Origin of the sequence: Alicyclobacillus macrosporangiidus CPP55 (genome assembly GCF_000702485.1) — a bacterium.
In the GTDB taxonomy this organism is placed as follows: domain Bacteria; phylum Bacillota; class Bacilli; order Alicyclobacillales; family Alicyclobacillaceae; genus Alicyclobacillus_H; species Alicyclobacillus_H macrosporangiidus_B.
The window spans coordinates 2,074,341-2,097,682 of the sequence record NZ_JNIL01000001.1 but is presented as its reverse complement, the minus strand read 5'-3'; the positions used below and the strand labels follow the sequence as shown (position 1 = coordinate 2,097,682).

Below are 23,342 nucleotides of genomic sequence, written 5' to 3'. Positions count from 1 at the left end.
GATCAATCACGGGCAGGGACAACGCCCAAGGCGTAGGTGCCCGAGAGCCGAGTATGCAGCCTCGGCTCTCTTTTCATATTTAGTCTAACACAGGCGAAAGATACATCACGGTCGCCTGTTCGCTCCATCCTTTCCTCTCAAGCGTATTTCGGTGGGTGGAACAATGGCGCAAACGTGGCGCTTTTTTGCGCATGTGATCTGCTACGTTCACATTGTACACCTAGCTTTTTGCGTGGAGGAATGGGCATGCGAATAGGGAGACGGGTATGGGCCTTTGGGGCGATAGGAGTGGCGGCCTTGATGGGCAGCTTGTACTTCACGGGGGCCTACGCATATACAGTGAACAATAATCTTTCCGCATATGGATTCGTGGTGCAAACATCAGGCGGGTATGCCCTGATGGGCGGCGATGATGTCGTAGTTGGTACTTCCGGGCCATGGCCAGCTTTGGACGGTCAAACCATCCACATCGCTCAAGAGCAAGCTGACGCCGGAGACGGACAGGGCAGTTGGGGCGTCATGCTTGGCGACATGCAAGGGGTGAGCGCGGACAACGGATACCTGCTGATAGCGGACCCGTCCAAGTCATCGAATGTGCAGGATTGGGTGAACCGCTTGGGCGGGAACTTGGATTACGTGCTCAACTACCTTCAAACGCAAAACCAACAGATTCAAGTACAGAACAAGACAAATTACACCTCCTATACCTACGTCCCGTTCGCCAGCGTAGTCAACGAGAGCGGCGCACTCATCGGCAGCCACACGGTCAGCGGGCCAATCGGGACGTACACGGACCAATCGACCGGCCAAACGTATCAGGAGTACCTGTACACCTATCCCATCCAACCGTCCGCGCCTCCAACGGCCAACTCCGTGTCGGTGGTGGACGCCAACACCAACCAGAGCGGCACAGTGAAGCAGGGCGACCCGATGAACTTCACGGTGTCATCAAATGTGCCGTTGTGGAACAGTCTGGCGACACATCACTGGGTGTCGATACAGGCGGTGAATCAGTCGAACGGGCAGTCTGTGTGGTTGGTCGGGAGCGGGAACACGGACAAACAGCAGATGCAGGCTGAGAGCGGTTCGCAGGATTCGTTCACGGACCAGTTTTCGTTGATCTCGTCCGCAGCGCTGCAGCCCGGGACGTACACGATCAACGCTTGGGTGTGCGACGGGGTGGACCGGGTGAGCAATGCCGTTACCACCACGCTGATCGTTCAGCCTGGAGTAGGACTACTCCTGAGTGCGAACCCCACGAGTTTACCCACTGGACAGGCCTCCACTCTGACAGCGACAGCAACCAACGCGCCTTCTGGCGACTATATCAAAATTCTTGATCAGTCCGGGGCGAACACGCTTGCGGGTCAGAATGCTTATGTAGATAACCGCGCTGGCGAGCAGCAACTGACCACACAGGCGGTCTCCTCGACCGCGCAAACCGTCACCTACCAAGCGCAGCTCATCAATGCTGCGACAGGCAATGTGGACGCGACATCGAACACAGTCACCGTCCAGTGGAATGCTATCAAGGAGACAATTACGCTCACGGCCAACCCGACTCTGGTGCAGAGCGGACAGCCGTCTACAGTCTCGTACACCACGACGAACATGCAACCTGGAGATAAGGTCATGTTGGCGGGCGTAGGGGTGAATCCGCCTTTTCAAACCATCTCAACGTTGCCAAGTGGTAGTTACATACAGGTTCAGAATCCCACAGATGGACAGAGCATCACGGTCTACTACTCCGCCAACATCGTAAACAGCGCGGGGCAGATCGTGGCACAGTCAAATCAAGTGGCAGTTACCTGGAAGAGTTTGCCGCCAACGATCTCTCTGACTGCTGATCCGGCCTTAATGGTTCCTGGCCAGCCGTCGACCATCGCGTATGCTGTGCAGGGTGAAATGGGGCCTGGAGACACTATTTCTGTGTCTGGTACAGGTAATGCGGCCAATCCGTGGAACACAAAGAACCAGACGGCATACTACGAAAGCTATCAAGAGGTAGAACACCCCGCTTCCGGGCAGACAATCAGTGAGACTTATACGGCGCAAATCATAAACAGCAGTGGCCAAGTCATCAGTCAGGCGTCTGTCACAGTGAAATGGGTCAATGAGTGGACCGGAACTATCAATTTGTCCGCAAACCCACTTCATCTGCCGGTGCAAAATCCGACCACATTGACTGCGACAACCACACAGGCCATTCCGGCCGGGTACACTCTGTACATCATGGATGAGACGACTGGGCAGATGGTTGATAGTACCGGATCTACGCCATTTAACACTAAATACTCCAGCTACAATCCGGAAACGGACACATTCATTGCCTACATTTCGGATGGCTACGAACAGGTTGGAACGCCCTCTAACGAAGTGACGGTACAGTGGAGCCAACTTGCGTTGTCGGCCAATCCTACTCAGTTGCCGGCCGGACAGACAACCACGCTCACTGTTTTAGGGCAGAACGTACCATCTGGGTACTACCTAGTTATCTATGACCAAAACACAGGCCAGGAGATTGGCTACAGTCAAAACACACCATACAGCGTCCAGGTGACTCGTGTTACTCCAGAGACCGACACTTTCATCGCTTATATTAGCTCCAATACCGACCAGAGTGGCGCTTTTATTACGTCCAATCCTGTCACAGTGACTTGGTACACTGTACAGCTCACGGCCAAACCGACCCGGCTCCCAGTTGGGAAGGCCACGTTGTTAACGGCTTCGGCGGCCAATATCCCAAGCGGATACGTGCTCGACATCGTGAATCAAACCACCGGGCAAGTGGTGGCTACAGGCCAGCCTGGGCAGAGCGTTCTCAACTACTACGACACCAAGAACACGCCGCAGACCGACACGTATATTGCGCAGGTGGTACAGCCGAGTAACCCGTCTATCCCTGGATTACAGGTTCCGGGGTATGTCCCCGGTCACGGTGTCCTTGCGTTTACTTCTGATGCGGTGTACAGCTACGATTCTACGGCTAATCAATGGGCATACGTTGCTCCTGTTCCCAATAAAGACGGAACCTATAATGGGACGGTCATACAACAGTTTGAGCCTGATACATACATCCCGCCCATGTTCGATCCGAACAATGACACTGTTTACGTCTGGTTCACGTATTGGCAACATGATGTGAATTCCTATTATGGTCCTTTCATGTACGTTCTCTACGGATTCAACCTAGATACGGCTCAATGGATTCAAACATCAGTGCAAGGTAATACCATTTTTGGTATGGCCACTAACCTACCATCGGGTATGACTTTCGATCCACAGAATGGAATGCTCTATATTACCGAGTACGAAGGATTGTATGGTCAGCAAGATCTTTACGCTTACAATCCTTCCACAGACCAGCAAACCTACGTCGGGATGGGATATACCGAAAAGAGTTGGAACCCTTCCCTTGGAAGAATGGTGTTCACAAGAATAGAAGGCCCCGCCGCGCCAATTGTGTACGATTCTAACAACCAAACGTTGTATTCCCTTGGCGCAAATTACCTATTCATAAACACAGAGCCTGATAAATTTTTGTACTACAACGCCTCCACGGGTGCTACCGGACCAGTAACAACGGTTAACAATCAAACAACATATGGCCTATGGGGAAGTTCACTAGTCTATGATCCTAATAACGGATGGATGTACTTTTATTCATCAAACTATTACGGTGGTGGCGGGAATAGTCCGACCATCATTGGTTATAACCCCGCTACTGACACAGCTGTCGTGTATCCCACAGGGCTGGGTGCGGGGAATTTCGCACAATCGAGCATGGTCTTCAACCCCAGTGACGGCCAGATTTACATACAACTTGGTAACGGCAGAGGTCCTGTGTATAAGTTTAATCCGACAAACGGAGATTTTACTAATGTTGGGAACCCTGCGGGTTCCGATACCTACCCGGTGCAACTTCTGTACGACGGAGACTTGGGAACTATTCTGGCAAATAGTTATAGCGGCCAAACGAGTGAGTACATCAACGGTGGGTGGTATCCGCTGGCCACTCCATTGGGAGCATCATCGCTTGTCTACATTCCTCCACATGGTGTTCCCGAGGGTACCGTAAAAAATTTTCCTTATTGGACGTTCGATCGGCTCCCGAGCTACATTCCGACAAGCCTCTTCCCGCAACAGGCTGTCACCAGCGGTGAGGGTGGCGGATTTTGGGTAGACGGGAAGGCTGCATCTAAAAACGGAACAGCCTTCTTCGAGACGACCTTTCAAACCTCGACATCGCAACAAGTCACTGTGAGCATCCCGGCTACAGCGGATGACTATGAGGTCGTGTACCTGGACGGTCAGCCGGTTCTCCAAAACGGCTACTCGTCCGGCTCCATCCCGTCTGCACCAGGTGCGGCCAATGGCACCAGCACGACGGTCACCCTGCCGGCAGGGCCTCATCAAGTGGTCATACAAGGCAGCAACACGAACGGTTTTGGAAATCCTGCACCGAATGGGGCGCGCGTGTCCTTGCAGATCACTGACCAGAATGGACAAGTTCTCGTGGCCAACAATGCCAACCAGTGGATGACGACTGGATACGTCACTCAACTTCCTGCAGGCTGGTTTAGTGGCGCTGTTGGGACGTACAACTTCACAGAGTATCTCATGGGTGAATCGGGAACCCCTGTTACACAACAGGCGAGCTATACCGTGCAGACGACCGCTCAAAATGTCGCACTGCAGTCTCAGCCCGTATCGGTCACCTGGTATCAGTATGACCTAACCCTGAGTGCATCGCCTGTCTCCCTGCACGTGGGCGAGGCGACAACCCTCACGGCCACAGCGCCTTCCGGAGCGCCTGCAAACGCCGTGATCCAGATTATCAAGTCGCCCAATCAGGTGATCGGGCAAAGCGGACCGGGCGCCACCTCTTATACGACTACTTGGAGTGAGGCAACACCAACAACGGATGACTTTTTCGCTCAGATGATCGACCCGTCTTCTGGCTCAACCTATGCGGTCAGCAATGATGTCCAGGTCACTTGGACTTCCATACCGCTGACGCTGTCCGATGCCATCGTCACACATACGCCGGCATGGCTTGCGAATCTGCAAAATTACAATGCCTATTATTCGGCGCACGATCCGAGTCTCGTTCGTCCAGTGACTGACTTCTGGGCGGGTGAAGAACTGGTGTTCAAGGTCAAGCCGTCGGTTTCGACGATTCAACAGGCGTACGTTATCATGAGCGGACTGAGATTTAGTCCTTATGCGCCTCCAAATCCGCCGGTCAATTTCACCGGCATGTTTACGGTTCCGCTCTCTTATGACTCGACCACAGGTTATCTGGAGGGCCACACTGACCCTAACTGGTCAACGTGGTTCCAATACCTGCAAGACGGGACGTATACGGTGCAGTTCTTTGTGAAGGCGCAGGACAACCAAGTGGCCAACGCGACGGCACAATTTGCAATAAACGCACCGTGGGTAAGCGGGAACGACCCGAGAACTTACTTCCACGAACACGAGATATGGTAGGGAAGTCATCTTGCCGCCAGCCAACTGGCGGCTTTCTCGTACAATCAAATTGGCGCGAAGATGGCGCATTAGCGTATAGGGCGTGTGTTACGGTGTGATGTGGGAGGTGATGTCCGTGAATCGCAAGGTCGTACCATATGTGTCTGCTTTTGCTGTTGCTTTCGTGTTGACGGGCTGTGCAGGGGTTTCTCAGGGTTCCAATCAAGTGAGCGCACAGAGTCCCGTGAATGCCTTGCCAAGCGCCATTCAAACAAAACTGTCTTCGTTCGACAGTCGCAAGCGAACGGTGCATACGTTGCCTACGAAGATCACCGCGCAAAACGTCTTGTATATCGCGCCAAACGAGAAGTACGCCATTGACCAGTTCGTGCAGGTGTGGCCGCGCTTGAAGGTGAAACCCGCCGTGGTGTGGACCCGGACCAGTGAGGCGCTGGCCAAGACCGTGTGGGTGAAGGAAGGGTATAAGTCGAATCCGTTGCCCTCTCCGCAAACGCAGTACGTCGAACAAAACCTGCCGACGCCAGACGCGTATCATCAGACGGGTAAGGACACATGGGTCGAGGTCCCGGGTGTGTTGACTGCGCAGGAAGTGGACAAGTGGTTGAGTTTCTTTCAATAACCATAACGTTTACGTTAGGACAACGTAGACAACTGACTGAAGGGAGCGTTGAAAAAATGGTCAGACTGGCTGCTGTTGACATCGGGAATGACAGTGTGAAGCCGATCTACGAGGGCGCAAATTCGTCGATGGTCAAGGGCACGATTCTGCCGAACGTGATTGCTGAGGTATCTGAGGACCGTGGCGTAGTGTCCCTGGAGAGCAGCGTGTACGAGGGGATTCACTGCCGCGTCACCAGCCCGTCCCTCGCGAAGAGCGGTGTGTACGCGGTGGGGAACCTGGCTACGAGGTATGCGTCCAATCAAGAGCCGGAGCCGGGGGACATGAAATCAACGAGCGACCAAGCCGTCATCATGCTTCTGGTTGCCCTGGCGCTGGATGCCGCACAGAACGTTCCTGCTAACAGTAACGGGATCATCGAGGCCAAGTATGCCTTGTCAACCGGTTTGCCCCTCAAGGAAGTGAAACAGCTTGGTGCCAAGACGGTCTTCCGGGATCGCTTGATGGGCAAAGTACATGAAGTCGAATTCCTGCAAACTCCACAGATTGGCAAGACCACCGTGCGAATCGAGTTTGAGTCTGTGGACGTGTACAGCGAGGGCCAAGCGGCGATGATGCATTTGGTCACCGACGACCACGGGCGAATTCGCAATGAGGAGCTGTTGCAAAAGTCGATCCTCATCAACGACATCGGCGGGCTGTCCACGGACTCGGCGGTCATCGAGCGCGGTGAGCCGGACAATATCAATTCGGACGGCATGAACAGCGGCGTATCGGAGTACCTGGACCAAATCATCGAGCAGGTGTACGAGCGGTATCATCACCGGATTCGGTCGCGCAGGAATCTGGTGCGGGATGTCCTGCTTGCCAAGGACGAGCGCAAGAACCACATCTTTGTGGACGGTAAATTAACGTCCATAAAAGACATCGTGGACGAGGCGCTGATGGCCTGCGCGAAAGCTCAACACGAGCACCTGGGCCGTATGTGGAAGAAGGTATCCGACCTGGAGTTGGTGTATCAGATCGGCGGTGGTTCTGCACTCATTCGGCCGTATCTGACGTACATCAACGAGAACAGTAAGCATGTCTATCCGCTCCGGTGGCAGGAGTCGGCGGAGGAAAGCATCTGGATGATCGTGGAGTCGTACTGGAAGATGCTCGTACTCTCTCGAAAGGCCGAAGCTGCGGCAGGGGAAGTGTAAGGTATGCCACGTCGGCCGGATTTCAAGGCGGGGAGTGTTCTGTCCTTCCGCATTCCGGAGAACATCTCCCCGGAGGAATTAGAGCATCTTCGACGTATCGCCAAGCGCCCTACCACTGGCAAGGCTGGCGCGGTGAGCGAGTTTTTCTTTGCCAAGGTCGCGGAGGACAGGGTTCAACAGTCACGGCACGTCACCATTGCACTCCCGGACTTGACGGACGATGAGCTCCATATGCTCGACAATCCGATGTTCAAGAAGGCGCTGGCGCTGTACGCTTACCAGTTACTCGGTCGATCTGTGGCGGTGGTGGGTTGTGTGGTGCCTCAAGAGGATATCTCTGAGCGGCTCCAAACCGAAGATCAACAGGGTGATGATGATCACGATAGACACGAATCGCTTGAAGGCACGAATGAACCAGCCGTGTCATCGCAGGAAATCGATCCAAAGGCTCTGGAGTTACTGAGGAAGCTGCGCGGGACGTAAACGCCTACTGTAAACGTCATGTCAACGTAGACAGTAGACGTCATGTAAACGTAGACGGTTTTCGTTGTGTAGACGTAGACGCTTGAGAATCACTTGGACGCACTGGGAAATGCATTCCCGGTGCGTTTTTCGTGGGCTCGCTGAGGATGCAAGTGTGGCGCGAAGATGGCGCGATTTGACACGGTAAGCCTGCTACCCTCTGGATAAGGGGGTGGCTCCATGAGCCGCGAACTAGAAGACCTGATACGACAAGAACAACTGAGAATGCTGGCGCAATCCAAAGAGCCGTTGGACATCCTGCGGCGCTACCACATCTTGATGGCGCAGGTGTACGAGACGTTGACCGAACTCACGATGGGCGAGGACATGGAGAAGGTCACGGACTTGCTGGACGGAATTGAGGAGCTGGATTCACAGATCCGAGAGTATCTGTACGAGGAAGCCGGTCTGACGGTTGGTCACTACGATGAGCGGTATGGGAAGATCGTATTCGACAGCTTACCACCCGATCTTCGCCTTGCGCCTACTGGACATGGCTTTGTCGTGGAAAATCTGCCTGTTTGGATGTTGGGTCACGGCGCGAAGAAGAAGTACCACCCGCTGTACCACAAGAACCGGCCGTTCGTGCGCAAGCGACAGTTGTGGTACTGGCTGTTTTACAAGCTGAAGTGGGATTACCTGAACGAGGTGATGTATTGGGAGAATAGTTTGTTACCGAAGGAACCGCCAGGATATGCCCGGATGCTGCTTGTGATAAAGTCCGAGCAATTTTGGAAGGTCAAAGACCTTGACCATTACCTTCCCACGCTCGAATTTCTCGTTAACGCGATGGTTGCAAATGGACTGATCTGGAGTGACCGACCTGGACGGTTTTCCTATGCCGTGAGTTGGACCCAGGACTCGTCGGGTGTAGCCAATCCAAGTTTCGATTTGTACGTAGAGACCTCTGATAACCCATTTCCGACATGGATTATTGATGTTGAGCGACCAGAACCATCTGAGCAATCCAAAAACGTTCTCAAGGTTGTGAATCAGGGAAGCCAATCAACAGACGCAGACGACTCGAACACATGCCCGTATTGCGGAAGTACTTTACAGTATGTGGATCACAAAACGGAATGGCATTGTCCGGGATGCGGGTTGCGGAGGCGGCGGAGGCAGGGTTCTACGTGCTGAAATGCGAATTTGCTATACGTTGAATTGCGTTCAAAACGCAATTCATCCGTGACAATTCAACAGGTGCAAGGAAAAAATTCTTGAAGTGATAGGCGATTTAGGGTGTCTCTTGAACATGTAGACTGCCTACCAAAAGCCCGAGGGTGGGGAGTGGACACGGAACCTGCACAGGTTCAGGGGGCACTCCCCACCAAGCGGCACAGAGCACAAGCCAACTTTATACAGCACGAAAGGGGTGCTGACGTTGGGGCGCACAGCCGAAGCATGGGAAACATTGGCGGAACAAAGAGCCGATGAAGTCTGTCGCGCACTTGTGCGGCTAGGCGTGATGACGCACGCGCAGGTGGCGCGATTGCTGAATGTGCATGGACAGATTGCGACGGATTTGGTGCGAAACATGTGGGACCAATTTGAAGTACAACGGAAGGTGCCCAAAAACATTACCAAAGGGCGCTACGTTGTGCCAGGCAATCGTCTCATGAGCCTGGTCAGGCTCAACAGGGATGTCATGGCACAGTGGGCGGCGAGAGAACAACTCGCACGAACTCGTAATCATGTTCCATCTGATGTGCTGGCACAAACGTTGAATCTCGTTGAGCTTCTTATCCGTTTACGTCATGATGGACTCATTTACGATAAGTGGGACATAATGCTGCCGCAAAATGGAGACGAAGGCCTGCACGCCTGGCTGGTCAAGAAGGGTGAAAAGGGCGAAGAGGATTTCAAGATCGGTTTGTTCTTGTTACCGATGAAGTTGACACCCGCGGAGCAATCCAAGAAGGGGATGATCTTTCACGGCACATTGCGCAGGGTGATTCAACACAGCACTGTAAAGAACACAGTGTTTCTGGCGACACGCGAATATTACGAAACGGCACTTCGTCCATTGTCCAACATCGAAATCATAGGCCGTCATTTCTACCTCTTACCGTGGGAATCGTTTAAAGCCCATCCAGGCTGGTACTTGGACGCCATCGTGCGCGGCGACCACATCCAACGCAAAGCGCTGGTTGATGACACCATCGACTGGGAAGACAGTCTCATGGTCCCCGTCCAACACCGCTTCGCCGCCCTGCTCGGATTCAACGACGGCCGTTACCGCTTCGTCGATACATACGTGGATGGCAGCATAGACCGCGTGCGCAATTGGCGCACGTTCACGCTCGGTTACCACGTGCCAAAGACGGCCGCCGTGGCCGGAGCAGACGTGTATGTATTCGACGAAACCATGCGAGACGGGCTAGAGAAGCTGTTGTCGATGAAGGATAGGAAGACGCACGAATCGAGTATCGTTGAAGTCCACCCGTGGCCAGACGGAATGATACGACCCGCGGAAAGCACAAAGACAGTCGTCGAACAACGTCCCGTAACACCGCCAGCAGATGAACTCTTCGACGAGCCACTCACCTTGGAGGACATGGACGAAGAGGACTGGCCCGATTATTTCATTGACCTCGGAGACCTGGACAACCCGGACGACGACCATTAAGCCTTGGTGGGGGACGGCCTTTCAGGCCGTTCCGCGCCAAGGCGTGCATGGCAGACGGGGGCCAGAAGGCATAGGGGCCCTCCCTAATCGCCACGGGGATAACGTAGAAGCGTAGAATCTACGCAGAATCCATCGGAGGTCGTAAGACAATGACAAAGATTTCATCCGGAACGAACGCGGTCGTGGTGGGAACGCCAGAGGCGGGAAAGTCGATTTCAATGAAAGTCGTTAAACAGATGTTCGCAGTTTGTACGTCCTATGGGGAGGTCAAGGTCACTTCGCAAAGGGACGCGGGCGTGGGACACTGAGACAAACGCCAGACGGCATGACACCCCTCACACAAACGGGTGTTCATTTCGCCGCGGATAACACATGTCGCTGACTAAACAGCACGGTAAGACGGAGGACGCGGAAGACATGAAACCATTCCTGAAATGGGCCGGCGGGAAGTACCGCATCGTCGAGCATATCAAACGCCGTTTGCCGTCCGGACGCCGCCTGATCGAGCCGTTCGTTGGCTCGGGTGCGGTGTTTCTAAACACGGACTATCCGGAATACCTGCTCTCCGACATCAACCAAGACCTCATCCAGGTTTACGAGACGCTCAAACAGCACGGGGACACGTTCATCGCGTACTGCAAAGAACTGTTCGTGCCCGAGAACAACACGCCGGAACGATACTACGCGCTCCGTGCAGAGTTCAACGAGACGACGGACACCTGGCGTAAGTCGGCATTGTTCGTCTATCTGAACCGACACGGCTACAACGGCCTGTGCCGGTATAACGCCAATGGCCAGTTCAACGTCCCGTTTGGCCGGTACAAGCGCCCGTACTTCCCCGAGGAGGAAATGCGGTACTTCGCGCGGAAGGCCCAACACGCCACCTTCGTATGCGAAGACTTCCGCGTCGTCATGGGACAGGCCCAAGCGGGTGACGTGATCTACTGTGACCCGCCCTACGTCCCGCTGTCGGACACCGCGAACTTCACCGACTACGCGGCTGGCGGATTCGGTCCGGATGACCAGCGAGACTTGGCACGTCTGGCGACCGCGCTTGGAGAGCGAGCAATCCCAGTGCTCATCTCGAATCACGCCACGGATTTCACGGAGGACGCCTACGCGGCGGCGGACGTGGAACGACTTGAGGTACGGCGGTTCATCAGCTGCGATGGAGACAACAGGGGAACCGCAACGGAAGTTCTCGCACTGTTTGGGGGTACACAGCGATGAACCGTCCGAACACCCAGGGCGGATACGCGAACAGTTCCGGCAGCGTTTTGGAGCGGATGATCCGCGAGGTCATGTCCAGCAAAGGCTTCGAGGTCGTCCCGTACTCCCAGTACGCCAAGCGCCCGGAACGGTACGGCACCGAGCTACTCCTCCAGAACGTGCCGTACACGACAATCTACGGCCACGAGGGCAAGACCGAATTCCTGCTCGTCTCAGCCGACTACGACCTGCGCGTCCGGATCGAGTGCAAATGGCAACAGTCGGCCGGCAGTGTCGACGAAAAGTACCCGTACGTCTACCTCAACGCCATTGAGGCCATGCCCGAGAAAGACATTTTCATCGTGCTGGGCGGTTCAGGCGCGAAAAAAGGCGCTGTCGAATGGCTGAAACAAACTGCCCAACAGCGGCGGTACGGCGCGGACACGGCAGAGAAGAACGTCCGCGTCATGTCCCTGGATGACTTTGTGGCCTGGGCAAACCGGACTTTCCGTGGGCGGTGAGCCGGACGCACGTAAACTAACGACCGTTCATTCGAAAACAACACAGACAAGAGAGAAGGTACAGTGCTTGGTCTGGATCACGTTTCAGTGTCCACAATGTGGACGAGTTGGAGAGGGACGGCGGTGCAAGGTCTGCCGTGTTCCAATGCAACGCATCGAAGTTCGGCAACTCACGCTTGGGCTGTTGGAAGACGAAGACACCAGTATTCCGCACCCGGTCAGGTCCGTTTTATATGTGATAAAAGGTGGGAAGGCAAGTTCGCCTTGAGTAATCCTAAACCAACCTGCCGAATTGAGAATGCGCTCAAAGGGATGTACAGAGCGGATATGCCAAATACGCAAGGTGGAGAAAATGAGAACATGATATAACGGGTTTTCGATGAACAGCAATTTCGTCTCGGAGAAACTGATTCTAGTTCATGTTGCGTTTGGTCTTTCTCAGGTCTTTTATGGTCGCTGGCTCATCAAATACGCTGTGTACGAAATGGATATTCCGCCAATACCGGACATACAGGAACTGCAGAAGATACAAGATACCTGAAATGGACGATTAAATACACTCAAGGCCGGATTTCGCACCGTGATGAAGGACGCCGAACCAAGCGAAGGTGCTGACGATGGAGAGCAACAGCGGGCAACGTGCCAACGGGATGGACGCGACAAGGGGATTCCTCCTTCAACTGAGAATCCGCCCGCGCCATCGGGAAGACGGCGCACGGGCTATCCATAGTTTAGCGCAGCTGTCGAGGCCGTATGCATCCGGCCCGGGGCCGGCATGCGGAGAACCGGTTCGGGCCGGACGCAGGGGACCGGTGGGGGGATCCGTCGCGGGCCGGATGGGGGGCGGCTGGGGGCGTTGTGCCGCGATCCGTCACCGGCGCGATAGCACGGCGATGATCCCCGGCAGGGCGGCGACGAGGAGGATGGCGAGGAGCACCAGCCAGGCCGCGGGCCGGGCAAAGTTGAGTGTCCACCCGATGCCGAAGCGCTTCGGGACCATCCAGGCGGGATCGGCGGGGTTGTAGTACAGCGCGCCGCCGATCCAGTGGCGGTCGTCGTCCACGTGGGCGAACGGTGCGGTACCCGCCTGGTGGGCATCCGCCGCCCCATTTCGCCGGGCTCGTGCGGACCGGGCCGTCGCGGCGATCCAGGGGGCGATGGTGCCGACCAGGATGACGGTCGGGATGACCAGCACCGACCAGCCGGATGCGCCGCCCAGGAGCCCCCACAAGAGCAGCGCGGCCAGGCCGAGCCCTGCCTGCGCAAAGGCGCAGGACCACCAGCTCGCGGCGATCCAGACGCGCCGCTGCCGCAATTGTTCGGCCACCGAGGTGCGGGGGTCCTGTGGATCGACATCCACGCGCGTGGCGTACAGCGCCAGGTGTGCGAACAGGCAGATGGCGATGAACAACGCGTTCGGGATGAGGATGCCGAAGGCCGAGCCGATGCTCTTGGTCGACCATTGATTGGGCGTGCCGTCGATCCCGAAGTGGGTGGGAAACCGGTCGGGCAGGGCCGGGTACCGCCAGATGCCAATGGCGACGATGGCCGCGAAGATGGCCAGAGACGGGACCGCCCACCACAGCGAAGGCGCCCGGCGCGGCTGCGTGTCCGCGGCGACCACCTGAACGGTGCCCGCGAACCAGTCCTCCGCCGCCTTCACCCGTCGGAGGTCGCGGTGCGCGGCATAGTAGTTGGCGTAACACGCCACGGCCGCGAGGACCACCACTGCCTGGCCGGAGAGGAAGGCGGCGGTGGCGGGGAGCAGGAGGGCGGCGAGATCGATCGCGATGGACAGCACGGCGATCACGGCCAGGCGGCGGTAGAAGCGCCGCGTCGCGCTGGCGACGGCGGGATGGTTCGCGTGCGCGAGGGGAACGCGCACGCCGAACGGCAGGGTCTTCGGCACCACGGCGGGCAGCAGGGCTTCGACGACGACGAAGACGAGGATGACCACCAGAGAGATGAAGTGCGCGGGCAGGAGCGCGGTGAGTTTCACGACGAAGCACCTCCCGTGGGGTGAGATGGGGCGGCGGGCCGGCGAAATGCCTGCAGGAGCTGGTCGCACTCAGCCAGGATGTCCTCCGGGGAGACGCCTTTCACGTACGCCTCGGCTAGCAGGACCCGGGCCCGTTCCCGCCACTGCTCGCGGAACTCGGGCGGGGCGGGCTCCAGCGCGACCACGGCGCCGGTGCGGCGGTTCAGGCGGATGAGGCCCTCCTGGCGCAGCAGGTCGTACGCCTTGTGGACGGTGTGGAAGTGCACACCGAAATCGGCCGCCAGCTGGCGGATGGGCGGCAGCGGATCGCCCGGAGCCAGCTGTCCGGTGGCCAGGCCGTTGACGACCTGGTCGCGGATCTGTTGGTACAGCGGGACGTCGCTGTCGGGATGTAGGTAGAGGAGCATCACGTCCACCCTCATTGCTATAGTTGTTATGTAACAATAGTAACACGGAGAGCGCCGGTGTCAAGGGAGACGGGGAGGATTTGGCCATTCAGGCGTGCGGAATGTCAAAAAGCAACACTTATTTCCGGTTAACAGACCACGCACTACCCAACAAGTTCCGACGATGACAAAAGGAACGTTCAGGTTGAAGACGAGGAGCCGGACGTGCAGGTTGAACCCACACGTCCCAAGCTCCAAATCATCCAGGGCGGGCGCAGGGATAGGATTGGCACAACCAGAGCCTTGGACTGATTAGAAAGGCTTGTCTACCCAGCGAAGATCAACCCCAAGCGTCTTCGCGATTATGGCGACGATCGCGGGATGCACATCTTCGAGAAAGTTTTCGGCGTCGAATACATCGTCCGGAGTTACCCCGGCCATGACGGCAACTTCGGGAATAGTAAGCCCCCTCATAGCCCTGGCGATGGTCAACGCGGCTGAAACGAGCGGTGGCATGAAACATCACCTCCACTTCGTTCAATGCAGCGGGAAGGCATGTTTGGGGGATAGACAGTCCAAAATTTTTGTCCCAAGCGCGAAGTGAGAGGAGGCCAGTCGTCATTGAAGGTAACGTTCTCCGTTGCGGAGATACCTCCCAAGAAAGACGGCGCAAGTTCAATGTGGAATAAGGCGCAGGAAGTACCTCGTCTCATTGCGTTGCGCCAAGCGGCACTAACTGCACGGCAACAGGCTGGATTGACCCAAGCATTGGAGACATTTGTAAAGCTGGACGTCGAGATTTTTATACCGCGCCACCGAGTCGAAGTCGTGGGCGACTTGGACAATTTTTTGACGGGGATATGTGATGGATTGCAGGCCGCCGACCCCAAAGCTTTCTGGCACCCACAGTTCGACCGACCAGAGCTACAAGACGTTCATCCCCGACATGCCATCTTGTTAAAAAATGACTCTCTCGTGATTGCAATCAACGCCAAGAAGGTGCCTGTGCCCGTGGAAGCGCAAGTAACCTACATCGTGTCGGTGGAAGAACTGGTGAGCCCGAACGATTGGGAGATGACGATGTAGACATGCAGTGGCCAGTCCTACTTCCGATTCTGATCGTGATTGTCATAGTACTCAAAGTGCTTGACAGCTCGAAAACCTTCACTGGATTCCTGGGCGAACAAGGTGTCCGTTCTCAATTGAACCGGCTCGACAAGTCTAAGTACCTGGTCATCGACAACTTGATGGTGCCCAGGTACGACGGAAACGGCACATCGCAGATCGACCACGTTGTCGTATTTCGCGGCGGTTTGGCCGTCATTGAAACGAAAAACTGGGCTGGCAGGGTGTACGGGAAGGGCGGAGACACGAGGTGGACCATCACGCTGGGCAGGCGGAAATACATGCCCGAGAACCCGATCCTCCAAAACAAAGGGCACATCAAGTCTCTCCAAGCGCTAATTGGCGAGGATGTGCCCATGTACAACATCGTGGTTTTCACCAGACGGGCTGACTTGCGCTTGCAGGACGTGCAAGGTGCGGTTGTCATCCGACCACGCCAGCTGGTTCCGACTCTCACCGGCGCAAGGCATGAAGGTCTGTCAGACTATCAAGTGCGTGACATTCATGAGCGACTGCTGAAAGCGAATATAACTGACACAAAGGCCCGCAAACAGCATGTAAAGGATATTAAACGACGGTTCACATGACCAAAACCTAATCGCCGCAAGCCCCGGGGATAGCGATCGGCCTTAATAAATGCCAGAGCGCGTGGAACTCAGAATCGATATTCATGGAATTCCCAGGACTCCTTCACCGCTTTAAGGGCGAAACGGTCGAAATCCGAGATTGTGTCTTGTGGAGCCCGGTTGTTCCGCACAGATTGTAAACGACCCTTGTGGTAGGTCGATGAAACGACCTGCACTAAATTATGAAATTCAAACAATGAAAACACTTCCCCCAGCAGTAAAATTAGAACAAATAAAATACGTAATCAGGTGCCAGGACGCGGTGAACCGGGCGGATGCCGAACTCATTCATCCCCATGCGTACCTGAGTCCATGCAGCAATCGAGAAGGGATCTGTACAACATGACAATACTGGAAATGGTTTTGCGAACAATGGAGATTTATCAGCAAACCTATCCCGAGGACGCGTTCATTATTGTGACAGATACTGAGAAGGTCGTTGGTGCCCTCTCCGGTAGGCAGATTGCGTTACAGTTTCAGGTTGGTACGCCGGTGCACCAAATGAAAGGAACCGTCATCGAAAAGGCGATGCGTATTGGTGAAAGAGTTCAGGAAGAACGTCCACAAAACCACGTGGTTGCTACCGCAATACCCATTTACGAGGACGGCAAAATGGTCGGTGCCATCGCTGCAGTGGTATCCAATGAGAAATATGATACATTGCGATTCAACGCCACCAATCTCGCGTCCATGGTCGAAGAGATGAGTGCCATCACTGACCAGGTCACCCAAGCCACTCAAGACGTTGCGAAACAGGTGATGGACGCTGCGCAGATATGCGACACCATGTTGGGTAATGTGGATAGCATCAACTCCATCGCATCATTCGTTCAAGAAATTGCTTCCCAATCCCAATTGCTTGGGTTGAACGCGGCCATTGAGGCGGCTCGGGCCGGCGAGCATGGGCGCGGCTTTGCAGTGGTGGCGAACTATATTCGACAGATGGCTGAGGAGAGTAAACGTTCCGTCAAAGATATCCATGAAAAGCTGGACCGGTTACGGAATCTGATTAGCGAAATCAATGCTGCCATGCAGCAAATCTCAGCCGATACCGAAGAACACTTAGCCAGCATGGAAGAATTGAAGGCCACATTTGAGCACATTGTGCGGACTGCCGATGAATTGGCCAATCTGTCGAAATTGGGAGATTGAAAAACCGATTAAGCATCATGTGACACGCGTGTGTACTGGTACGCAATCAGGGCAAACGCCAAAGCCAGCCTGTGTTCCGGCTGGTTGAGGACGTCGCCAAGCAGATGCTGTATCTTTTTGATGCGGTAAGAAACAGTGTTCGGGTGTACATACAATTGCCTGGAGGTGGCTGTGACGTTTCCGCCGTGGAGCAGATACGCATACAGCGTTTCGCACAACGCGTCATTGTGCTCCTGGTCATGTTTGAGTAATGGTTCTATCAGGTCGCGAGAGAAAGAGTGGAGTTCTTCGTGATCACGGATCATGGAAATGATTCGATAAATGGCGATCCGTTCGTAGGACACGATGTTTCCAAGGGACGGTACAATGTTCAACACCTTCAGGACTTGCAACGCGTCATCGTAACTCTTCTGTAATTTATTAGGGGAAGGATATGCTCCGCCAATCGCAACTCGGATCTCTGGCAGGGACAGCTTCTTTTTAAGCCCCGCCAAGGCCTCTTTGAGAACCGCCTCCAAGTCTGCAGGTACTTGTTTCACGTTTTCCGGTCTGAACGGGACCAGGACGGTAAGGAGACTGTCGTACCACCCCATAATGCAGGTGCCGAACGTTGCTTCCAGTTCTCGCCGCAACAGATTCTCGAACAACCTTTGTGGACTTTCTGCCACGTAGAGTCCGTTGTCCGACTTGTCAAAGTGAATTTCGATGCAAACCGCCACCCTCGGCGTGGCCCAGTCCAGGTTTGCAGGGAGAAGCTTCTTCAGCGATGAGGTGTGGATCCTGCCGCGGATCAATGATTCAATTACACGGTCTGTTTCGGCCCGTTGCGTTTCTTCGTTCATGATGTCCTTTACGAGTTGTAATGCCACCGTGGTTGCCCCTTGTTCCAATGCGACCATATCCATGGAGGAATACTTACCGGAAACCGCCAGCATGGATATGAAACCGTAGACCACGCTGCTCGTGAGAATCGGAATCGTGACCGAGCGAGCTTTGCCACCGCCCAGGCTGAGTTCCAGCACATCGTTTGACCGCCCCCGCAAAATTCTCTTGTAGTAATCTGAATGCAGCAACCTTTCCTGGAAGGTAGGGCTAAGCCGTTCATGGAGCAAACTCTGAACGGCTTGTTTTTCTGTCTCCGGATTGGCGTCTATACCGAGTGACTGGTCCGGGACACTCACTGCGAGTACATTGAACCTTCCGTCTTCAACAATTACCGGATTCTTCACCAGCGATGCAAGTGTTTCCGTGATGGCCTGAATGGACGTTCCTTCTAACACTAATTTGGTCAAATGCTCGTGAATTTCCTGTGCTCTACGCAGCCGGGTAACCTGCTCATTGGTGATCAGATTCATAACCGACTCAATTACCGCTGGCCAAGTAGAATCGGGGGGCAAACCAATGATAGGGAAATTCTTACGTCGTGCCAAATTTATAACTGACTGGGAAAGCTCGCCAAGAAAGCGGGTTGTCTTGATAGCTAAAGCTGAGGCACCGTGTGATATTAAACTCTCTATCCAGGTCATCTGCGACGCGGTACTATCCCGAATAAAAAAACCCGTTGTACAAACAATCTCATCTCCGCGTAACCAATCTGCCGCATCAGGGACCTCCGCCACAGTAACTGTTTTTACTGGTTTGGATAAACCACCCTGTCCAGCCAGTACGACTGCGTTCTGAAAAGCCTTCGTTGACAAAACGTCTGATACAGTCACCATAAGATACCACCGTCTCAGTCGGAGTTCGAAATGATTAGCTGTATCGCTTCTCCTGCAAGGACCCATCAAACCAGTCAAACTTCTCGGACGAGACGTTTATAATAATATTTTTCACTTGCGTGTAATCTTTGTAGCAATCGATGCCGTTCTCACGGCCAATTCCACTGTGTTTATACCCACCCCATGGTGAAGAAGGGTCAATACGATGATGGTCGTTTATCCAGATGACCCCTGCCTCCAACTGCCCTGCAATTCGATGAGCCCTACGAATATCGTTTGTCCAAATCGCCATCGCGAGGCCAAATTCAGTGTCGTTTGCCATGTCCACAGCTTGTTGGTCGTCCGAGAAACGCATAATGCAAACGACCGGACCGAAAATTTCTTCCTGGGCGATGGTCATGTGCGAACTGACATCTGTAAAGACGGCGGGTTTCATGTACCATCCGGGAAGCTCTTCCAAGACGGTTCCACCGTAGGCCAACGTTGCCCCCTCATCAATTCCTATCTTTACGTACTGTAGTACGCGATCTCGTTGTCTTTGAGAAATTAGTGGACCAATATCGGTCGACAGATCAGATGGGTCACCGATTTTCAACTGACTTACTCTCTTAACAAACAATTCGACAAAGGCGTCATAAATACTTTCGTGTACGAGAACGCGAGCTCCCTGCACACAGGTTTGTCCAGTGGCGATGTAGCCTGCAAACAATGCTCCGCTTACAGCCTCATGAAGATCCGCGTCGTCAAAGACCAGTACAGACGCTTTGCCGCCAAGCTCAGCGGCTACTTTAGCCAGGTTGCGGCCTGCCGCTGCAGCAACAGCTCGACCAGTTGGGGTGCCACCCGTCAAGTCAACCTTTGCAATCTTCGGGTTTTCAGACAACGCCTTTCCCGTTACTGCACCAAATCCGTGAACGACGTTTACAATCCCGGCGGGAATCTCCGTTTGCTGAATCAATTCTGCAAGCATATTGACAGTGATCGGGGCAAGTTCCGACGGTTTGATGACCACGGAATTCCCGGCCGCAAGAGCGGGTGCGAGCTTTTTGGTCAAAATCAACAAGGGATGGTTCCAGGGTGTCAACAGGGCAACTGTACCAAGCGGTTCGCGGATAGTGTAATTGACGTATCCGGTGCCAAATGGGGGAACCGTCCCCTCCAAAGTTTCTGCCACGCTGGCAAAGTACTCGTACCATTCAGGGAGCCGTGACAACTGTGCTTTCATTTCTCGTATGGGGCGGCCGGTCACAGTGCTTTCCATTTCCTCTAGGGTCGGCAAATGCCTCCGCATCAGAGCCGCCAGGTGCCGTAAAGCTCGCACCCGAAGCCCGGTATCATATCGCCACGGGGTTGAGCGGAATGCCTGTTGGGCCGTCTCCACGGCATATTCCACATCGGCCTGGGAACTGTTCGCAACCTCAGCAAACGGTTGACCGTTGCTGGGACGGTACAACGTAAAGTACTCACCGCTTTGACTAGGAGTAAAGGTTCCTCCGATAAACTGATCATATCTCTGAGCCATAGGATACCAACCTCCCATAGTTTTTCGGTTTTCTATCGAAAACAACGTGTGTTCCGGGTACGATGCCTTTGATTCTGGAGTTCGCCAGAGCACAGTAGGCTCCTGTCGTGTGCACTCGGCGAGTAGGCAACGTGGACGCAATCAAGTTCCCAGATGGATCAACGATGAAACTGGCCCCTGGTTGTTCACCGCTCCTGGCTGAGGAATACACACCAGCGATGAAGAACCGGTTTTCGGCCGCACGCGTTCGTGCCAGCGGAAGAGCACGCTCAAATGACATGCTGTGTGGCCAGATCACAAGATCCGCGCCTGCGAGCATGAGGCAGCGGGCCGGTTCCATGAGCACCAGTTCTGCATCGTGAACCACTCCGATGCACCCAAATGGTGTTCTTCTTACGACAGGAAATTGGTTCACGGAAAATGCAGGCGACTGCGGATTCCAGTCGTGACAAGTCATGTACTCCCCAACCACATTTGTGGAACTCAGTATCCGGGTGCGGACCAGGCCGCGATGAATGTCGGACAGCACTAGGTGTTGCGTGTCGGCGAGCCGTGCTTGGAACGGTGCGGCATCCACGTCGGCTTGGTGAACCGTGGGCAACACAATCAAATCCGGCTCGTGTTCAAGCAGCCGTTCAACATGCGCAACCAGGTCAACATCTCCGTTGGCCAAACTGGTTACGGTCACATACGGCGTCAAAAGTTCAGGAATCACAGCCTCTGTCAGAGTGTGATACACTGGTAGGTCGTGCGTGTCCGTTGTCAGAAGGGAGTACAATTCGGGTCTTCTCCTGGGCAGCGGTTCTGACAGCATTTCACATGAGATGAGCCCTGTAGCCGGGTCTGTCGGAATCTCAACAGAAAGCACATAGTTCGCGTCGGATGGAGCCTGTGCGACGCACCGCCCATCCGGAGCAAAGACGCTGGAGCGCCCGGCGTAACAGACGGAATCTGCCTCAACTCCCCACTTGTCGGCCACGGCCAACCAAGCTCCGTTTTCCCTGGCACGTGTACCGAGCATGTACTCGCACTGGGCATTGGTGAGCTTGCCTGGATCAGGGCCGGAAGCGGTCAGGTTGGCCAAATCAATGATGAGTCTCACACCTTCCATAGCGGCTCCGCGAACCAGTTCGGGGAGTCGCGCATCCGCGCAAATGACCAGCGCCACTTTGCCGAACTCCGTTTCGCACACACATACCTCCTCACCTGGTTGAAACCATCGGCGATCAAAATGCCAGAGGTAGCTCTTGGCTTTCCGTGCGATTTCGTGTCCTTGGCGGTCAAAGAGCGAAGCCACGTTTTCGCTGCCTGAAGCGTAGCCAAATGCAATGTAGGTCTCCGTTTCTTGAGCAATTTGTCGAACTTCCTCCAACACTACGTCGGTTGGGATTACGCCGGCTGGACGCTCGTGTGCGGGTAAGAAATACGCCGGGAAGATGCATTCTGGAAGGATCACCAGATCATGCGATCGAGCGGCAGACACAAGGGTTGCTTTGGTCGTCGACCAGGCCTCGTTCGCATCTTTCCAATCGTTTGCCTTCGTTTGTATGCATGCTACTCTCATCCACACACCACCGCCATCCGAAGGATTTACCTGAAATTAGGCTTCATTCCAATGAGAGACCCAGGAAGTTCAATGCGTTCTCGCAGGTGACCTGATGCACGGTCTGTTCATCTTCCGTGGCGCTCCGTAGCATTCCCACCGGGTTGTCCTCGCCCATGTCAAAGGGATAGTCGGTCCCCAGGACGACATTCGCACTTCCTACCATATCGAGTAGAAATGACAATGCCTTAGGATCAAAGGTTATGGTGTCGTAATAAAACCGTTGCAGGTACGCCATGGGCTTGTGCCGACAGGTCCTGCTCTCGGAACGAACCTTGTACCCGTGATTGAGACGGCCAATCTGATAGGGAAGATAGCCGCCGCCATGCGCCAGCAGGACACGCAGGTTTGGGTATCTATCAAGAACGCCACCGAAGATCAGCGCAGCGGCCGCCATCGTGGTGTCAAGCGGGTTGCCGATCAGGTTCGTCCAGTAATAGCTGGACATTCCCTGCTTGTCGCCGACGTAGTAAGGATGCAGGAATATAGGCCAATTCAGTGCCTGACATGCAGAAAAGAAAGAGTCGTAGCGGGGGTCATCCAAGGATGTCCCTTCGATGGTGGTCCCAATTTCCACTCCGCAAAGCCCTGGAAGGTGGCTGGCGTATTCCAACTCTTCCACTGCTTTCTTTGGATCCTGCATCGGAACCGTAGCCAGCGCACGAAACCGCTTTTTATGTGCTTGAACAAATTCACTGGCTCCTTGGTTGACCATGCGTGCCATCTTCGCCGCCACTTCCGGTTCTATCCAATACATAAACAACGGTGGTGCGGGGGACATCACCGTGAAGTCAACGTCCATATTGTTCATGGATTCAACTTTGGCATCATGGTCGTAAAAATGTGGATGTAGAGGATACTGATAGCCCTGTTTGTGAACAACCCATTCCTGCCCATTCCTGATTTGCAGTTCAGCCCCGAACACGTGGCCTCGATTTCGAATCTCGTGCACCACGTTACTGGGAATGATGTGGCTGTGTAGGTCAATGTTCACCCTACCCTGCCCTCCTTGCTGCTGG

Annotated in this window: 18 protein-coding genes; 11 read left to right on the top strand and 7 right to left on the bottom strand. The window is 54.6% G+C overall.

Going from position 1 to position 23,342, the window contains the following annotated elements:
* The first annotated feature begins 300 nt into the window (after positions 1-300).
* The 8 genes from N687_RS0110375 to N687_RS0110340 all read left to right on the top strand — a co-directional run bounded on the left by N687_RS0110375 (position 301) and on the right by N687_RS0110340 (position 12,192).
* Positions 301-5,493, top strand: coding sequence for a hypothetical protein (locus N687_RS0110375; RefSeq protein WP_156040108.1), 5,193 nt, complete (start codon positions 301-303; stop codon positions 5,491-5,493).
* A gap of 205 nt (positions 5,494-5,698) precedes the next feature.
* On the top strand, positions 5,699-6,112 hold the full coding sequence (locus N687_RS0110370) for a hypothetical protein (protein WP_231493455.1): 414 nt from the start codon (positions 5,699-5,701) through the stop codon (positions 6,110-6,112).
* A 56-nt stretch (positions 6,113-6,168) separates the two neighbouring features.
* Positions 6,169-7,314 (top strand): ParM/StbA family protein, encoded by a 1,146-nt coding sequence (locus N687_RS0110365; protein WP_029421782.1) that lies wholly within the window; start codon positions 6,169-6,171, stop codon positions 7,312-7,314.
* A 3-nt stretch (positions 7,315-7,317) separates the two neighbouring features.
* Positions 7,318-7,797 (top strand): hypothetical protein, encoded by a 480-nt coding sequence (locus N687_RS0110360; protein WP_029421781.1) that lies wholly within the window; start codon positions 7,318-7,320, stop codon positions 7,795-7,797.
* Positions 7,798-8,016: 219 nt separating this feature from the next.
* Positions 8,017-8,973, top strand: a complete 957-nt coding sequence (locus tag N687_RS0110355) for a hypothetical protein (protein WP_029421780.1) — start codon at positions 8,017-8,019, stop codon at positions 8,971-8,973.
* 244 nt (positions 8,974-9,217) lie between these two features.
* On the top strand, positions 9,218-10,462 hold the full coding sequence (locus tag N687_RS0110350) for a hypothetical protein (protein ID WP_051663142.1): 1,245 nt from the start codon (positions 9,218-9,220) through the stop codon (positions 10,460-10,462).
* A gap of 417 nt (positions 10,463-10,879) precedes the next feature.
* A complete protein-coding gene (locus N687_RS0110345) occupies positions 10,880-11,692 on the top strand; it encodes a Dam family site-specific DNA-(adenine-N6)-methyltransferase (protein WP_029421778.1) in 813 nt (270 codons plus the stop codon).
* Entirely contained in the window at positions 11,689-12,192 is a 504-nt protein-coding gene (locus N687_RS0110340) for a PD-(D/E)XK nuclease superfamily protein (protein WP_029421777.1), read from the top strand. The genes N687_RS0110345 and N687_RS0110340 overlap by 4 nt, the downstream gene beginning before the upstream one ends.
* A gap of 871 nt (positions 12,193-13,063) precedes the next feature.
* On the opposite strand, the gene N687_RS0110330 is transcribed toward N687_RS0110340, so the two are convergent.
* The 3 genes from N687_RS0110330 to N687_RS0110315 form a co-directional block, all read right to left on the bottom strand.
* Positions 13,064-14,191: a DUF1648 domain-containing protein gene (locus tag N687_RS0110330; RefSeq protein WP_029421776.1), complete on the bottom strand. Its 1,128-nt coding sequence runs from the start codon at positions 14,189-14,191 to the stop codon at positions 13,064-13,066.
* Positions 14,188-14,598 (bottom strand): GntR family transcriptional regulator, encoded by a 411-nt coding sequence (locus N687_RS0110325; protein ID WP_035462161.1) that lies wholly within the window; start codon positions 14,596-14,598, stop codon positions 14,188-14,190. Before N687_RS0110325 ends, N687_RS0110330 begins: the two co-directional genes overlap by 4 nt.
* Before the next feature lie 291 nt (positions 14,599-14,889).
* Positions 14,890-15,093 carry a helix-turn-helix domain-containing protein gene (locus N687_RS0110315; RefSeq protein ID WP_029421774.1) on the bottom strand — a complete coding sequence of 68 codons (204 nt, stop codon included), beginning with the start codon at positions 15,091-15,093 and terminating at the stop codon, positions 14,890-14,892.
* A 105-nt stretch (positions 15,094-15,198) separates the two neighbouring features.
* Here N687_RS0110315 and N687_RS0110310 point away from each other — a divergent pair, with 105 nt between their 5' ends.
* The 3 genes from N687_RS0110310 to N687_RS0110300 all read left to right on the top strand — a co-directional run bounded on the left by N687_RS0110310 (position 15,199) and on the right by N687_RS0110300 (position 17,480).
* The gene (locus tag N687_RS0110310) at positions 15,199-15,663 is read left to right on the top strand and encodes a hypothetical protein (RefSeq protein WP_029421773.1); all 465 of its coding nucleotides are present in this window, start codon (positions 15,199-15,201) and stop codon (positions 15,661-15,663) included.
* A 2-nt stretch (positions 15,664-15,665) separates the two neighbouring features.
* Positions 15,666-16,289 (top strand): nuclease-related domain-containing protein, encoded by a 624-nt coding sequence (locus N687_RS0110305; protein WP_029421772.1) that lies wholly within the window; start codon positions 15,666-15,668, stop codon positions 16,287-16,289.
* A 381-nt stretch (positions 16,290-16,670) separates the two neighbouring features.
* Entirely contained in the window at positions 16,671-17,480 is an 810-nt protein-coding gene (locus N687_RS0110300) for a methyl-accepting chemotaxis protein (protein ID WP_029421771.1), read from the top strand.
* Between the two features lie 8 nt (positions 17,481-17,488).
* Here N687_RS0110300 and N687_RS0110295 read toward each other — a convergent pair whose 3' ends face one another.
* From N687_RS0110295 to N687_RS0110280, 4 genes are read right to left on the bottom strand one after another with little or no spacing between them, the layout of a single operon-like run.
* A complete protein-coding gene (locus tag N687_RS0110295; RefSeq protein WP_197029263.1) occupies positions 17,489-19,198 on the bottom strand; it encodes a PucR family transcriptional regulator in 1,710 nt (569 codons plus the stop codon).
* 34 nt (positions 19,199-19,232) lie between these two features.
* Entirely contained in the window at positions 19,233-20,720 is a 1,488-nt protein-coding gene (locus N687_RS0110290; RefSeq protein ID WP_029421769.1) for an aldehyde dehydrogenase, read from the bottom strand.
* Positions 20,704-22,284 (bottom strand): nitrilase-related carbon-nitrogen hydrolase, encoded by a 1,581-nt coding sequence (locus N687_RS0110285; protein WP_029421768.1) that lies wholly within the window; start codon positions 22,282-22,284, stop codon positions 20,704-20,706. Before N687_RS0110285 ends, N687_RS0110290 begins: the two co-directional genes overlap by 17 nt.
* A 43-nt stretch (positions 22,285-22,327) precedes the next feature.
* A complete protein-coding gene (locus N687_RS0110280) occupies positions 22,328-23,317 on the bottom strand; it encodes an amidohydrolase family protein (RefSeq protein WP_035462159.1) in 990 nt (329 codons plus the stop codon).
* Positions 23,318-23,342 lie beyond the last annotated feature (25 nt).

Coding starts and splice junctions, on each gene's coding strand:
- N687_RS0110325 (WP_035462161.1), bottom strand. CDS start 14,598: ATGCTCCTCTACCTACATCCCGACAGCGACGTCCCGCTGTACCAACAG.
- N687_RS0110285 (WP_029421768.1), bottom strand. CDS start 22,284: ATGAGAGTAGCATGCATACAAACGAAGGCAAACGATTGGAAAGATGCG.
- N687_RS0110300 (WP_029421771.1), top strand. CDS start 16,671: ATGACAATACTGGAAATGGTTTTGCGAACAATGGAGATTTATCAGCAA.
- N687_RS0110340 (WP_029421777.1), top strand. CDS start 11,689: ATGAACCGTCCGAACACCCAGGGCGGATACGCGAACAGTTCCGGCAGC.
- N687_RS0110295 (WP_197029263.1), bottom strand. CDS start 19,198: ATGGTGACTGTATCAGACGTTTTGTCAACGAAGGCTTTTCAGAACGCA.
- N687_RS0110360 (WP_029421781.1), top strand. CDS start 7,318: ATGCCACGTCGGCCGGATTTCAAGGCGGGGAGTGTTCTGTCCTTCCGC.
- N687_RS0110345 (WP_029421778.1), top strand. CDS start 10,880: ATGAAACCATTCCTGAAATGGGCCGGCGGGAAGTACCGCATCGTCGAG.
- N687_RS0110290 (WP_029421769.1), bottom strand. CDS start 20,720: ATGGCTCAGAGATATGATCAGTTTATCGGAGGAACCTTTACTCCTAGT.
- N687_RS0110355 (WP_029421780.1), top strand. CDS start 8,017: ATGAGCCGCGAACTAGAAGACCTGATACGACAAGAACAACTGAGAATG.
- N687_RS0110315 (WP_029421774.1), bottom strand. CDS start 15,093: ATGCCACCGCTCGTTTCAGCCGCGTTGACCATCGCCAGGGCTATGAGG.
- N687_RS0110305 (WP_029421772.1), top strand. CDS start 15,666: ATGCAGTGGCCAGTCCTACTTCCGATTCTGATCGTGATTGTCATAGTA.
- N687_RS0110365 (WP_029421782.1), top strand. CDS start 6,169: ATGGTCAGACTGGCTGCTGTTGACATCGGGAATGACAGTGTGAAGCCG.
- N687_RS0110375 (WP_156040108.1), top strand. CDS start 301: ATGGGCAGCTTGTACTTCACGGGGGCCTACGCATATACAGTGAACAAT.